Annotated in this window: 14 protein-coding genes; 9 read left to right on the plus strand and 5 right to left on the minus strand. The window is 72.4% G+C overall.

What is annotated here, in order from left to right:
• Window positions 1-102: 102 nt before the first annotated feature.
• Together ABZ117_RS07630 and ABZ117_RS07635 are read left to right on the plus strand one after the other, a co-directional pair.
• Window positions 103-1314, plus strand: a complete 1212-nt coding sequence (locus ABZ117_RS07630; RefSeq protein ID WP_356818389.1) for a pyridoxal phosphate-dependent aminotransferase — start codon at window positions 103-105, stop codon at window positions 1312-1314.
• A 116-nt stretch (window positions 1315-1430) separates the two neighbouring features.
• Entirely contained in the window at window positions 1431-1850 is a 420-nt protein-coding gene (locus ABZ117_RS07635) for a hypothetical protein (protein WP_356818391.1), read from the plus strand.
• A gap of 250 nt (window positions 1851-2100) precedes the next feature.
• On the opposite strand, the gene ABZ117_RS07640 is transcribed toward ABZ117_RS07635, so the two are convergent.
• Window positions 2101-3924, minus strand: a complete 1824-nt coding sequence (locus ABZ117_RS07640) for a phosphoenolpyruvate carboxykinase (GTP) (protein WP_356818392.1) — start codon at window positions 3922-3924, stop codon at window positions 2101-2103.
• A 278-nt stretch (window positions 3925-4202) separates the two neighbouring features.
• Here ABZ117_RS07640 and ABZ117_RS07645 point away from each other — a divergent pair, with 278 nt between their 5' ends.
• Genes ABZ117_RS07645 through ABZ117_RS07655 form a run of 3 tightly spaced genes read left to right on the plus strand, consistent with a single transcriptional unit; the run spans window position 4203 to window position 6370 of the window.
• Window positions 4203-4916, plus strand: coding sequence for a hemolysin III family protein (locus tag ABZ117_RS07645; protein ID WP_356818394.1), 714 nt, complete (start codon window positions 4203-4205; stop codon window positions 4914-4916).
• Between the two features lie 53 nt (window positions 4917-4969).
• On the plus strand, window positions 4970-5605 hold the full coding sequence (locus ABZ117_RS07650) for a TetR family transcriptional regulator (RefSeq protein WP_356818396.1): 636 nt from the start codon (window positions 4970-4972) through the stop codon (window positions 5603-5605).
• 33 nt (window positions 5606-5638) lie between these two features.
• The gene (locus ABZ117_RS07655; RefSeq protein ID WP_356818398.1) at window positions 5639-6370 is read left to right on the plus strand and encodes a Mut7-C RNAse domain-containing protein; all 732 of its coding nucleotides are present in this window, start codon (window positions 5639-5641) and stop codon (window positions 6368-6370) included.
• A gap of 310 nt (window positions 6371-6680) precedes the next feature.
• On the opposite strand, the gene ABZ117_RS07660 is transcribed toward ABZ117_RS07655, so the two are convergent.
• The 3 genes from ABZ117_RS07660 to mca all read right to left on the minus strand — a co-directional run bounded on the left by ABZ117_RS07660 (window position 6681) and on the right by mca (window position 10035).
• Window positions 6681-8714 (minus strand): thioredoxin domain-containing protein, encoded by a 2034-nt coding sequence (locus ABZ117_RS07660; RefSeq protein WP_356818400.1) that lies wholly within the window; start codon window positions 8712-8714, stop codon window positions 6681-6683.
• Between the two features lie 198 nt (window positions 8715-8912).
• Window positions 8913-9161, minus strand: coding sequence for a hypothetical protein (locus ABZ117_RS07665; RefSeq protein WP_356818401.1), 249 nt, complete (start codon window positions 9159-9161; stop codon window positions 8913-8915).
• Complete coding sequence (mca, locus tag ABZ117_RS07670) at window positions 9154-10035, minus strand: mycothiol conjugate amidase Mca (RefSeq protein WP_356818403.1); 882 nt, start codon at window positions 10033-10035, stop codon at window positions 9154-9156. The genes ABZ117_RS07665 and mca overlap by 8 nt, the downstream gene beginning before the upstream one ends.
• 101 nt (window positions 10036-10136) lie before the next feature.
• Between mca and ABZ117_RS07675 the strand changes: the two genes are divergently transcribed.
• Window positions 10137-10535 (plus strand): DUF4307 domain-containing protein, encoded by a 399-nt coding sequence (locus tag ABZ117_RS07675; protein WP_356818405.1) that lies wholly within the window; start codon window positions 10137-10139, stop codon window positions 10533-10535.
• 187 nt (window positions 10536-10722) lie between these two features.
• The gene (gene greA, locus ABZ117_RS07680) at window positions 10723-11220 is read left to right on the plus strand and encodes a transcription elongation factor GreA (protein ID WP_356818407.1); all 498 of its coding nucleotides are present in this window, start codon (window positions 10723-10725) and stop codon (window positions 11218-11220) included.
• Between the two features lie 112 nt (window positions 11221-11332).
• Here greA and ilvA read toward each other — a convergent pair whose 3' ends face one another.
• The gene (ilvA, locus tag ABZ117_RS07685) at window positions 11333-12562 is read right to left on the minus strand and encodes a threonine ammonia-lyase (RefSeq protein ID WP_356818409.1); all 1230 of its coding nucleotides are present in this window, start codon (window positions 12560-12562) and stop codon (window positions 11333-11335) included.
• A 162-nt stretch (window positions 12563-12724) separates the two neighbouring features.
• Here ilvA and ABZ117_RS07690 point away from each other — a divergent pair, with 162 nt between their 5' ends.
• Window positions 12725-13231, plus strand: coding sequence for a MarR family transcriptional regulator (locus ABZ117_RS07690; RefSeq protein WP_356818818.1), 507 nt, complete (start codon window positions 12725-12727; stop codon window positions 13229-13231).
• A gap of 147 nt (window positions 13232-13378) precedes the next feature.
• The gene (locus tag ABZ117_RS07695) at window positions 13379-13882 is read left to right on the plus strand and encodes a sigma factor-like helix-turn-helix DNA-binding protein (RefSeq protein WP_356818411.1); all 504 of its coding nucleotides are present in this window, start codon (window positions 13379-13381) and stop codon (window positions 13880-13882) included.
• The last annotated feature ends 16 nt before the right edge of the window (window positions 13883-13898 follow it).

Below are 13898 nucleotides of genomic sequence, written 5' to 3' on the forward strand. Positions count from 1 at the left end.
TGACTCCTGAGACAACCAACGGCGATATCCGGGCAAACCTCTGTGTCTCACGTGGTGGAAAACACGGCCCACGAGGCGTTACCGAGCCGTAAGCTCGCGGGCATGCAGGTGATCCAGTCGACGAAGCTCGCCAACGTCTGTTACGAGATCCGGGGCCCGGTTCTCGAGGAGGCCATGCGGCTGGAGGCGGCGGGCCACCGCATCCTCAAGCTGAACACCGGCAACCCGGCGGCGTTCGGCTTCGAGTGCCCCCCGGAGATCCTCGAGGACATCCTCCGCAACGTCTCCACGGCGCACGGCTACGGCGACGCCAAGGGCCTGCTCGCCGCCCGCCGCGCGGTCGTCATGCACAACCAGACCATCGGCATCGAGACGGACGTCGAGCACGTCTTCATCGGCAACGGCGTCTCCGAGCTGATCGTGATGGCGATGCAGGGCCTGCTGGACGACGGCGACGAGGTCCTCGTGCCCGCCCCGGACTACCCCCTGTGGACGGCGGCCGTCTCCCTCTCCGGCGGCACGGCGGTGCACTACCGCTGCGACGAGCAGGCGGACTGGATGCCCGACCTCGCCGACATCGAGCGCAAGGTCACCGACCGCACCAAGGCGCTCGTCATCATCAACCCGAACAACCCCACGGGCGCGGTCTACGACGAGGCGATGCTGAGGGGCCTGACCGACATCGCCCGCCGGCACAACCTGCTGGTCTGCTCGGACGAGATTTACGACCGGATCCTCTACGACGGCGCCACGCACACCCCGACCGCGAAGGTCGCCCCCGACCTGCTCACCCTGACCTTCAACGGCATGTCGAAGGCCTACCGGGTGGCGGGCTACCGCGTCGGCTGGATGTCCATCTCCGGCCCGCGCGCGCACGCCGACTCCTACATCGAGGGTCTGACGATCCTGGCCAACATGCGGCTGTGCGCCAACATGCCCGGCCAGCACGGCGTGGTGGCCGCGCTCGGCGGACGCCAGACGATCAACGACCTGGTGCTGCCGGGCGGGCGGCTGAAGGAGCAGATGGACACCGCCTACGAACTGCTGACGCAGATCCCGGGCGTGAGCTGCGTACGGCCCAGGGGCGCGCTGTATCTGTTCCCGCGCCTGGACCCGAAGGTCTTCAAGGTCAGGGACGACCGGCAAATGGTCCTGGACCTGCTGCGGCAGGAGAAGATCATGGTCGTGCAGGGCTCGGGCTTCAACTGGCCCGAACCGGACCACTTCCGGGTCGTGACCCTGCCGACGGTCGCCGACCTGCGGGACGCCGTGACGAGGATCGGCACCTTCCTGGACGGGTACGGCCAGCCGTAGCCGGGCCGCCGTGGTGGACGGAGGGGCAGCGGAGGACCGCGTTCCGTGACCCGGCTCAACTTTAGACGAAATCCAAGCTAGGATGGTTTCCTGTCAGAGCACAGGAGGCCATCCCCATGTACGAACCGATCCGCTCCAAGTCGGTCCACACCACGATGGCCGGCACCGCCTCCGGCTTCCCGCACCGCTCGCGCGAGGAGGAGCTGGACATCCAGCTCGCCGGTCACCTCTCGGCGCTGCTCGTCGTCACCGACGAACTGCGCGCACTGGCCCCGTCCGAGGACCTGGACACGGCCGCGGAGCGCCTCGCGGCGCAGGTGGCCCGGCTGCGGGGAGGACGTACGCCCCTGCGGGCGGCGCCGGCCGCGGCGGGCGACCCGCACGCGCTGCACCGGCACGCCCACACGCTCGCCGGGCGCGCGCTCCTCGTCGCCGCCTCGCGCGCGGACACGGCCGCGGCGATCCTCACGGCGGAGCGGATGGACGCGCACGGCGCCGCGCTCTCGGGGCCGAAGGAACTCAGCACCGCCGGCTGACCTCCTGCCCGGCTCCCCCCGATCGGCCCCGGTCCGCGTGCACCCGCAGCGACGCGCGGACCGGGCGCCACACACCCCGCGGTCCCCGGCCGCCGGAGAAGGCCGTACGGACGACGGAAGGGGCCCCGCACAACGGTGGACACCGGCGTCCAGCGTTGTGCGGGGCCCCTTCCGGTCAGGTGGGTCCCACGGCCGGCCGTGACGATCGCTGGTCAGGGCACGCGACCGGCCGTGGAGTCGTCGGGGGCGGTCAGCCCAGGCGCTCCACCAGCGCGCGGTACTGGTCCCACAGCTCCTTCGGCGTGTGGTCGCCGAAGGTCTCGAGGTGACCGGGGACCAGGGCGGCCTCCTCGCGCCACACGTCCTTGTCGACGGTGAGCAGGAAGTCCAGGTCGGACTCGGACAGGTCCAGACCGTCGGTGTCCAGGGCGCCCCTGGCCGGCAGGACGCCGATCGGCGTCTCGACGCCCTCGGCCGTGCCGTCCAGGCGCTCCACGATCCACTTCAGGACCCGGGAGTTCTCGCCGAAGCCGGGCCAGACGAACGCGCCCTCGTCGTTCTTGCGGAACCAGTTGACGTAGTAGATCTTCGGCAGCCTGGACTGGTCCTTGCCCTTGGCCACGTCGACCCAGTGGGCCATGTAGTCGCCCATGTTGTAGCCGCAGAACGGCAGCATCGCGAACGGGTCGCGGCGCAGCTCGCCGACCTTGCCCTCGGCCGCCGCGGTCTTCTCCGAGGCCACGTTGGCGCCGAGGAACACGCCGTGGTTCCAGTCGAAGGACTCCGTCACCAGCGGCACCGCGCTGGCGCGCCGGCCGCCGAAGAGGATCGCCGAGATCGGCACGCCCTTGGGGTCCTCCCACTCGGGCGCGATGATCGGGCACTGCGAGGCCGGCACGGTGAAGCGGGCGTTGGGGTGGGCGGCCGGGGTGCCGGAGGCCGGCGTCCAGTCGTTGCCCTTCCAGTCGGTCAGGTGGGCCGGGGGCTCCTCGGTCATGCCCTCCCACCACACGTCGCCGTCGTCGGTGAGCGCGACGTTGGTGAAGACGGCGTTGCCCCACAGGGTCTTCATCGCGTTGGCGTTGGTGTGCTCACCGGTGCCGGGCGCGACGCCGAAGAAACCGGCCTCGGGGTTGATGGCGTAGAGGCGGCCGTCCTCGCCGAACCGCATCCAGGCGATGTCATCGCCGATCGTCTCCACGGTCCAGCCGGAGATCGTGGGCTCCAGCATGGCGAGGTTGGTCTTGCCGCAGGCGCTCGGGAAGGCGGCGGCGACGTACTTGGACTCGCCCCGCGGCGGGGTGAGCTTGAGGATCAGCATGTGCTCGGCCAGCCAGCCCTCGTCGCGGGCCATGACGGAGGCGATGCGCAGGGCGTAGCACTTCTTGCCGAGCAGGGCGTTGCCGCCGTAGCCGGAGCCGTAGGACCAGATCTCGCGCGACTCGGGGAAGTGCGAGATGTACTTGGTGGAGTTGCACGGCCACGGCACGTCCTCCTGGCCCTCGGCCAGGGGGGCGCCGAGGGTGTGGACGGCGCGCACGAAGAAGCCTTCCTCGCCCAGCTCGTCCAGGACGGCCCGGCCCATGCGGGTCATCGTGCGCATGGAGACGGCGACGTAGGCGGAGTCGGTGATCTCGACGCCGATCGCGGACAGCGGGGAGCCGACGGGGCCCATGCAGAAGGGCACGACGTACATGGTGCGGCCGCGCATGGAGCCGCGGAACAGGCCCTGCTCGCCGGTGAAGATCTCCCGCATCTCGGCGGGGGCCTTCCAGTGGTTGGTCGGGCCCGCGTCCTCCTCCTTCTCGGAGCAGATGAAGGTGCGGTCCTCGACGCGCGCGACGTCGGTCGGGTCGGAGGCGGCGTAGTAGGAGTGGGGGCGCTTGACCGGGTCCAGCCTCCGGAACGTGCCCTTAGCGACCAGTTCCTCGCACAGCCGCTCGTACTCGGCCTCGGAGCCGTCACACCAGACCACGCTGTCCGGCTGCGTCAGTTCGGCGATCTCGTTGACCCACGAGATCAGTTCCTGGTGGTGGGTGGGGACGACGGTGGGAGCCGCGATGTCGCGCGCCACGATTGCTCCTAAATGAGGGATTTTTGGGTTGTTCGCCCCGTGGGGGCCGCGACCCGGATGCTTCGTAGCCCGCTCATCCGGTGCCGACCGCACTCATTTGATCATCCGAGTTTAGTGCCCATCTGTCCAGAGGGCATCACAGGTGAGCAGCGTGAGGAATCCCACGGTTTCCGCGGTTCTTTGCGTCCACGTTGGGTTCAACTGAAGGACTTTTTGCCACGGCGCCTTCAAAGGAGCACTGACGGGCGATTTCCGGCGGCCTGGGTACCATGCGGTCCATGACTGCGTCCGTCCCCGACACGTCCACGGACACGCCGGCCGCCGGCCGCGGTCCCGTCGAGATCTCCCTGCCGCACCCGGTCAAGCCCCGGCTCCGCGGCTGGCTGCACCTGGGCATGTTCCCGGCCGTACTCATCGCGGGACTCGTGCTCACCGCCGGCGCCCACTCCGCCAGAGGCCGCCTCGCCTGCGGGATCTACGTCCTCACGGCCTGCCTGCTCTTCGGCGTCAGCGCGCTGTACCACCGGGGCGACTGGAGCCCCCGGACGGACCGGCTCCTGCGCCGCCTCGACCACGCCAACATCTTCCTGATCATCGCGGGCACCTACACCCCGCTGACCCTGCTGCTCCTGCCCGGCTCCAAGGGCCGGTGGCTGCTGTGGGGGATCTGGGGCGCCGCCGCCGCCGGCATCGCCTTCCGCGTCTTCTGGGTCGGCGCCCCGCGCTGGCTCTACACGCCCTGCTACATCGCCATGGGCTGGGCGGCCGTCTTCTTCCTGCCCGACTTCGCGCGCACCGGCGGCATCGCCGTCCTGGTCCTGGTCGTCGTCGGCGGGCTGCTCTACAGCGCCGGCGGAGTCGTGTACGGCATCAAGCGGCCGAACCCGTCACCGCGCTGGTTCGGCTTCCACGAGGTCTTCCACTCCCTGACCCTCGCCGCGTTCGTCGTGCACTACGTCGGCATCTCGCTGGTGGCCTACCGGCACGCCTGACCCCGCCCGCCCGGCCATGGCCGCCGCCACGGCGGATGGCCGACAATGACCGCATGACGGCCGCACCCCCGCCCACCGCCTCCGCCCCCGACGGGCGCCGCCCCGGCCTGCGCGAACGCAAGAAGACCAAGACCCGGGAGGCGATCCGCGCGGCCACGTACGCGCTGATCGAGGAACAGGGCTGGGAGGCCACGACGATCGACCGGATCGCCGCCCGGGCCGAGGTGTCACCGTCGACCGTCCTCAGGTACTTCCCGGCCAAGGAGGACATCGTCGTCACCGACGAGTACGGCGCGCACCTCCTGGCGGAGATCCGTCGGCGGCCACCGGAGGAACCGTGGCCGGACACCGTCCGCCACGTCCTGCGGCAGGCCGTCCGGCGGGGCGTCGAGGAGGACGCGCGCACCTCCCGGCTGCTGACCCGGCTGATGGTCCAGGTCCCCGCGGTGCGCGCCCGCATGAGGGAGCGGATGTCGGTCACCGGCCGCATGCTCTGCCAGGCCATCGGCGAGCGCACCGGCCTCGACCCGGACGGCCTGGAGGTGCGGGTCCACGCCGAGTCCCTGGCCGGCGGCCTGATGGAGACCTCCCTGTACTGGGCGGAGAAGGACCACCGGGACGACCTCGCGGCCCTGGCCGACCGCGCCCTGGACGTCCTGGCGCACGGCCTGGCCGGGGAGAACCCCTGAGTCGCGGACGGCGGCCCGTGGGATCCTGACGGGGTGAACGGACCCGAGATCCACGTCGAAGTCGCCCCCGCACTCCAGCTGTTCGTGCCGCCCGCCCGGCGCGCCGGCGCCACGGCCGTGACCACGGACGGCGTCTCGACCCTCGGCCACGTCGTGGAGTCCCTCGGGGTGCCGCTGACCGAGGTCGGCGCGCTGGTCGTGGACGGCCGCGAGGTCGCCGTGTCCCACGTCCCGGCGGCGGGCGAGACCGTGCGGGTCCGGGAGGTGGCGCGCCCCCAGCGGGTCCCCGGCGCGCCCCTGCGCTTCCTCCTCGACGTCCATCTCGGCACCCTGGCCCGCCGGCTGCGGCTGCTCGGCGTCGACACGGCGTACGAGTCGACGGACATCGGCGACCCGGCGCTCGCCGCCCGCTCGGCGGCCGAGAAGCGGGTCCTGCTGAGCCGCGACCGGGGTCTGCTGCGCCGCCGGGAACTGTGGGCCGGCGCCTTCGTCCGCAGCACCCGGCCCGACGACCAGCTGCACGACGTCCTGGAGCGTTTCGCCCCCGACCTGGCCCCCTGGACCCGCTGCACCGCCTGCAACGGCCTGCTGAGGGAGGCCACCCGGGAAGAGGTCGCCGACCAGCTCAAGGGCGGCACCCAGCGGTCGTACGACGTCTTCGCCCGGTGCACGGCCTGCGGCCGGGCCTACTGGAAGGGCGCCCACCACGCACAGCTGGAGGCGGTCGTGGAGCGGGCGCTGAGCATGCGCGCCCAGGACGGCTGAGCCACCCGAACGGCGACCTGCTGCTGCCCGACGGTCGTCTTCCGCATGCTCGTCGCTCTCCCCGGCGAGCGCGGCGGCCGGTGCCTCACGTCGGCGAGGGTGCTGCGTCCCCGGCCCCTTCCGCACGGCGGCTTCCGGACCGCGCTCGTGGCCGGTGCGGCCGCACCGGCGTGGCCCCGGTCCCGTTGGACGGGCGCCAGGCTCGGGGCGGTGCCGGTCCGGTGGGGCGCCCCGCCGCTGCTGGGGCCCCCGATCCCCGGCTACCTCCGACGTCCCCCTTGCCGCAGCCCGGCCGGGGCACCCGGCCGGTTCAGGGGCTGGTCAGCCGGGCCTCCAGGGCCGCCGGGTCCGTCACCGGGAGGTCGCACACGAAACCCCGGCAGACGTAGGCGGTGGGCGCGCCGTCGATGAGGACGCGGTCGGCGAGGAGCGGGAACTCGTCGCTGTCCGGGACGCCACGGGCGACCACGGCACCCGGAGCGGGCGCCAGCAGCGCCGTACGGTGCAGGGCGGTCGTGCGCTCGTCGTCCTGGGCCGGTCCGACGACGGCCACCTCGCGCGGCCCGTCGAGCAGCGCCTCGGCGACGGCGAGCCCCCACCCGATGAACCGGGGCACCCTCGGGCCGAGCGTCTTCACGACCCCCAGCGCCCGTTCGGCGCCGGTCCGGTGGGCCTCGGACCCGGTGTGGGCGGCGTAGCCCAGCAGCGCGCCGGCCGCGGCGGTCCAGCCGGAGGGGGTGGCGTTGTCGGTGGGGTCCTGGGGCCGGCGGATGAGCTGCTCGGCGTCGGCGGCGGTGTCGAACAGGGCGCCGGTCTCCGGGTCGGTGAACCGGGTCAGCACCTGGTCGAGGAGGAGCCCGGCGAAGTCCAGCCAGACGCCCTCGCCGGTGACGGAGGCGAGCGCGAGGAAGCCCTCGGCGACGTCGGCGTAGTCCTCCAGCACGCCCGCGTTCGGGCCGACGCGGCCGTCCTTGCTGGTGCGGGCGAGCCGGGCGTGTTCGTCCAGGTGGACGCGGACGAGCAGGTCGGCGGCGCCGAGGGCGGCCTCGGTGAGGTCGGGCCGGTCGAAGTAGGCGCCGGTCTCGGCGAGGGCGGCGACGGCGAGCCCGTTCCAGGCGGCGACGACCTTGTCGTCCCGGCCGGGGGCGGGCCGCAGCGCGCGCTCGGCGAGCAGCCGGCTCCGCACGGACGCGATCCGCCCGGCGTCGGCGACGGCCTCCGTCAGCGGGAGCTGGAGCACGGACTGGCCGTGCTCGAACGTGCCCTCCTCGGTCACGCCGAAGTACTTCACGGCGAGGTCGGCGTCGTCGTCACCGAGCACCCGGCGCAGCTGCTCGGGCCGCCAGACGTAGTACGCGCCCTCCACGTGCCGGCCGGTGCCGTCGTCGCTGTCGGCGTCGAGGGCGGAGGCGAACCCTCCCTCGCTCGTGCGCAGCTCGCGGACCATGAAGTCGGCGGTCTCCAGCGCGACCCGCCGGGCCAGGTCCGACCCGGTGGCCCGCCACAGGTGGGCGTAGACCCGGCAGAGCAGGGCGTTGTCGTACAGCATCTTCTCGAAGTGCGGCACGACCCAGTCGCGGTCGACGGAGTAGCGGGCGAAGCCGCCGCCGAGCTGGTCGTAGATGCCGCCGCGCGCCATCCGCTCGCACGTGTCCCGCGCCATCTGGAGGGCGCCCTCGGCGCCGGTCCGCGCGTGGTGGCGCAGCAGGAACTCCAGCACCATGGACGGCGGGAACTTGGGCGCGCCGCCGAATCCGCCGCGCTGCGGGTCGTACTCGCGGGTGAGGCCGAGGAGGGCCTGCGCCTGCTCCTGCTCGCCGGGCGCGCGGTCGCCCTGGTGGCTGATCTCCCGCTGGGCGAGGTCGCGGACGATCTTCCCGGCGACGTCGGTGACCTCGTCGTGGCGGGTGGTCCAGGCCTGCTGGACGCCCTCCAGGACCTGCCGGAAGGAGGGCATGCCGTGCCGGGGGGCGGGCGGGAAGTAGGTGCCGAAGTAGAAGGGCTCGGCGTCCGGGGTGAGGAACACGGTCATGGGCCAGCCGCCGTGCCCGGTGGCCGCCTGGACGGCCTCCATGTAGACGGCGTCCACGTCGGGGCGTTCCTCGCGGTCGACCTTGACGCTGACGAAGTGCTCGTTGAGGTAGTCGGCGGTGGCCCGGTCCTCGAAGGACTCGTGGGCCATGACGTGGCACCAGTGGCAGCTGGAGTACCCGACGCTCAGCAGGACGGGTTTGCCGGCCTCGCGGGCGGCGTCGAAGGCCTCGGCCGACCAGGGCCACCAGTCGACGGGGTTGTCGGCGTGCTGGAGCAGATACGGGGACGTCTCATGGGCCAGTCGGTTCACCGTTCCACTCTGCCACGGCCTCCGGCGGCGCGGAGAGACGCGGAAGCACCGGGCGTGCCCCGCCCCGTACGGACCACGGGGACGGCGCCCACCACGCCGGGGCGGCACCGGCCGCGGTCCGGGGGAGCGCGCATGACGCCGGGCCGCCACACCCCGCGGTGAGGGGGTGGCGGTATTGGCGGGGCGGTGGCTCCCGGGTCAGCCCTGCGGGGCCGGGGAGTCGGCCTGCTGTCCGGCCTTGTCCGCGCCGGCGTCCGGGGACTCCTGGAAGTCGACCTTCCGCATGTGCTTGCTCATCGACTTCATCAGACCCCACACGGCCAGGGCCATCACCGCGAAGACGATGAAGCCGAGGACACCGGGGGTGACCTTGTTCTCGTCCACCTCCTTGGCGAGGGGGACGAGGTGCGTCACTGCCAGGCTCACGCTTGCGCTCATGTCAGGCATTGTCCCGGACGCCCGCGAAGAGGTCGTCCTCGGGGAGGGAAGTGTCGACGAGGGACTTCGCCAGCTCGTACTCCTCCGTCGGCCAGACCTCCTTCTGGAGGTCCAGCGGCACCTTGAACCAGCCGCCGTCCGGGTCGATCTGCGTGGCGTGGGCGATCAGCGCCTTGTCCCGGATCTCGAAGAAGTCCCCGCACGGGACGTGGGTGGTCAGCGTGCGCTCGGTGCGCATCGTCTCGTTCCACCGCTTCAGCCAGTCCCCGTACGGCGACTCCAGGCCGCGGTCGAGCATCGCCCGGTGCAGCGCCTCGGTGCGGGGGCGGTTGAAGCCCTGGTTGTAGTAGAGCTTCAGCGGCTGGTAGGCGGGGCCGAACTCGGCCTCGGGGTACTTCTCGGGGTCCGCCGCGCCCTCGAACGCCACCATGGAGATCTTGTGGGTCATGATGTGGTCGGGGTGCGGGTAACCGCCGTTCTCGTCGTAGGTGGTGATCACCTGCGGGCGGAAGGAGCGGATGCTGCGCACCAGTTCCCCGGCGGCCTTGTCGACGTCCTCCAGGGCGAAGCAGCCGTCGGGCAGCGGCGGCAGCGGGTCGCCCTCGGGCAGGCCGGAGTCGACGAAGCCGAGCCACTCCTGCCGGACGCCCAGGATCTCGCGGGCCTCGTCCATCTCCTTGCGGCGGACCTCGTGGATGTTCTCCTCGATGTACCGGTCACCCTGGAGCTTGGGATTGAGGATGGACCCGCGCTCTCCGCCGGTGCAGGTCACGACCAGCACGTCCACCCCCTCGGACACGTACTTCGCCATGGTGGCCGCGCCCTTGCTCGACTCGTCGTCGGGGTGCGCGTGAACGGCCATCAGTCGCAGCTGATCAGTCAAGACTCAATCCTCGGTCAGTCGGCGCCCCGTGTCTTCGGCGCGATCGGCGGCTTCTATAGTGACGGAATCGGGGGGCGATTAATTCCGCGGAGAGGACGATCATGAGTACGGCGAGCGCGCGGCTGCCCGAGGGCCGCTACGGCCGTTCCTCGGACGAGCGTGCCGACCGCAAGCTCAGGGTCGCCGCGACGGTGCTGGGCGCGGCCCTGCTCGCCCTGGTCGGCTACTTCGCCTACCACTACGTCGCGCAGAACGAGATCAGCGGCCAGGTGATCACCTTCCAGGCGTCCGACGAGGCGGTCCGGGTGCATCTGGAGGTGCACAAGGACGCCGGCGCCTCCGGCTACTGCACCGTGCGGTCCCAGTCGGCCGACGGCGCCGAGGTCGGCCGGGCCGACTTCCGCTTCTCCGGGTCCGCCACCAGGATCGACAAGGTGGTCACGCTGCGTACGACGGCGCGCGGGACGACGGCCGAGCTGCTGGGCTGTCACACCGGCTGAGGACGGGCGGACACCCCCGGATCACCCGGATGCGTAGACCCTGACGTGCGTCGATGCGATTCTGATGGCTTATGTCCTCCCCCTTTCGCCCGTGAATTGTTAGGCTCGTGGTTTCGCCCATCCAAGAGGGAACATTCTTCCGGGTAGGGCGATGCTTTGTATTCCCAGTACCGACGAGGAGCACCCTGTGACCCAGACCAGCGAGAACGTCACCTGGCTGACCCAGGAGGCGTACAACAAGCTCAGGGACGAGCTTGAGTACCTTACTGGTCCTGCGCGCACGGAGATCGCCGCCAAGATCGCGGCCGCGCGCGAGGAGGGCGACCTGCGCGAGAACGGCGGGTACCACGCCGCCAAGGAGGAGCAGGGCAAGCAGGAACTGCGGGTGCGCCAGCTGACCCAGCTCCTGGAGAACGCCAAGGTCGGCGAGGCGCCGGCCGCGGACGGCGTCGTCGCGCCGGGCATGGTCGTCACGATCGCCTTCGACGGTGACGAGGACGACACGCTGACGTTCCTGCTCGCCTCGCGCGAGTACGCCAGCTCGGACATCGAGACGTACTCCCCGCAGTCCCCGCTCGGTTCCGGCGTCCTCGGCCACTCGGTCGGCGAGGACGCGGAGTACGAGCTGCCGAACGGCAAGAAGGCATCGGTGCGCATCCTGAAGGCCGAGCCGTACACGGGCTGATCCCGCCCCCGGCCGCCTTGGCCCCCGGCGCCCCGCAGCGGGAGCGCCGGGGGCTTCGCCGTACCCCTCCCGTGCCGGACGCGCCGCCGGGCGGCGGCCGCGCGGCCGGTGGTCAGCCGATGACCGGGTATCCCGCGTTCCGCAGTGCCTGGCCGACCTCGGCGCAGTGCGCCGGCCCCTTCGTCTCCAGGTGCAGTTCGACCTCCGCCTCCGCGAGCCCGAGCCGGGGATCGGTGCGGACGTGGCTCACGTCGAGGACGTTGGCGTCGGCCGCCGACAGCACCCCGAGGAGCGTGGCGAGGGCACCCGGCCGGTCCGTCAGCCGCAGCCGCACGGCCAGGTACCGGCCCTGGGCGGCCATGCCGTGGCGCAGCACCCGCTGCATCAGCACCGGGTCCACGTTCCCGCCGGAGAGCACCGCGACGACCGGCCCCTCGAAGGCGTGCGGCGCGGACAGCAGGGCGGCGACCGGGCTGGCCCCGGCCGGCTCCACGACCAGCTTGGCCCGCTCCAGGCACAGCAGCAGCGCGGCCGACAACTGGTCCTCGCTGACCGTGCGCACCTCGTCGACCAGGTCCCCGACGATCCCGAACGGCACCGCGCCCGGCCGGCCCACCCTGATGCCGTCGGCCATCGTCACCGGGTTCCGCACCGACACCGGGCGGCCCGCGGCCAGCGAGGGCGGGTAGGCCGCCGCGCCCTCCGCCTGCACGCCCACGATCCGCACCTGCGGCCGCAGCGCCTTCACCGCCACCGCGATCCCGGCCGCGAGCCCCCCGCCGCCGACCCCGACGACGATCGTGCGCACCTCGGGGCACTGCTCCAGGATCTCCAGGCCGACCGTGCCCTGCCCGGCGATCACGTCCGGGTGATCGAAGGGGTGGATGAACACCGCCCCCGTCCCGGCCGCGTACTCCTGGGCGGCGGCCAGCGTCTCGTCGACCACCTGGCCGTGCAGGCGCACCTCGGCACCGTACTCCCGGGTCGCGCTGATCTTCGGCAGCGGCGCGCCCTGCGGCATGAACACCGTCGCGGGCACACCCAGCAGCGCGGAGGCCAGCGCCACGCCCTGCGCGTGGTTGCCGGCGCTCGCCGCCACCACGCCGGCCGCCCGCTCCTCGGGCAGCAGCCCGGCGATCCGCACATAGGCGCCCCGCAGCTTGAACGAACCGGTGCGCTGGAGGTTCTCGCACTTGAGGTGGACCGACGCGCCGACCAGCTGGGACAGGTGCCGGCTGCCCTCCATCGCCGTCACGCGTGCCACGCCCGAGAGCATCCTCTGGGCACCGCGTACGTCGTCCAGGGTGACGGAACGCAAGGTGCCGGCCGTGCCGTAGCTCATGACTCCAGCATCGCAGTTCACGTCCGCGCACGACGGGTGTGACCAAGCTGCGAGACCGGGTTCGCGCAGCGCCGGTACGGCCCGGCGCCGGGCCGCGTACCCTGTCCCCCAACCCAGCAGCCATCACGAAGCGAGCCTCCGGCCATGCCCACAACACCTGAAATGTCGATGGACATGACGACCGTCGGTGACACCGGTCTCCTCGACACCCTCCAGCACGAGGTGGCGCTGTTCGCGCGCCGTGCCGAACAGACCCGGCTCGGCGGCATCGGCCAGGTGCGAAACTCGATGGACCGCGCCGCGTACCTGCTGCTCAACCGGCTCGACCGGGAAGGCCCGATGGGCGTCAAGGCGCTCGCGGCGAGCATGGGCATCGACTCCTCCACGGTCACCCGGCAGGTGGCGCCCCTGGTCGACACCGGGCTCGTCAAGCGCACCTCCCACCCGGAGGACGGACGCGCGGTGGTGCTCCAGCTGTCGCCGCGCGGGGCCACCCGGCTGGAGGAGGTGCGCTCGTCCAGACGTCAGCTCATGGCCGAGCTGACACACGACTGGGCGCCCGAGGAGCGCGAGCAGTTCTGCACGCTCCTCTCCCGCTTCAACGGCGCGCTCTCCGCGCGGATGGCGGCACCGGGCGGCGCGGCGCCGGACCAGCCGCCGGCGGCCTGAGCGCTCCCCGCCCGCCCGCGCCGGCCGGTCGACCCGCACCCGACCCCTTGACCCCGGGCCGCCGCCGGTCTCAGATGAGACCGGGTCCTGCGTCGTACGCGGTTCGCCTGTCCCGTACCGGACAGGGCCCCTTCAGGGGGAGGCCCGGTGCGTGATCGGCAGGTGGCCCGCGATGCCCGCCGGGCCGGGGAGTTCCAGGCGTTCGCCGCCGGCGCGGCCGGACGCCTGCTGCACGCCGCCACGCTGCTCACCGCGGAGGCGCCGGACGCCAATCCGCGCGCGCGGCGCCTGCTGACGCACGCCCTCGCGCACACGTACGCCCGCTGGGACCGGCTGCGCGGCGAGGACCCGTACGACTGCGCCCGCCAGTACCTCGCCACGCGCTTCGCGCGCACGCTCTGGCACCGGTACGGCGTCCCGGGCCGCGCCCGGCCCGATCCGGGCAGCCCGCTCGCCACCCTGACCCCACGGGAACGGCTGATCCTCGTCCTGCGGCTCTACGAGGGTGTCGCCGAGGAACAGACGGCGGCCCTGCTCGGGCTGCCCGCGGACCACGTGCACACGGTCTGCGACCGCGCGGCGGCCGCCCTGCTGCACCCCGCACGGCCGGCCGGTCCGCACCCGGCGGGCCCGGAGGTGGCACGGTCATGAGGGACGGACGCGGCGG

The organism is Streptomyces sp. NPDC006309 (genome assembly GCF_040613095.1).
Classification (GTDB): domain Bacteria; phylum Actinomycetota; class Actinomycetes; order Streptomycetales; family Streptomycetaceae; genus Streptomyces.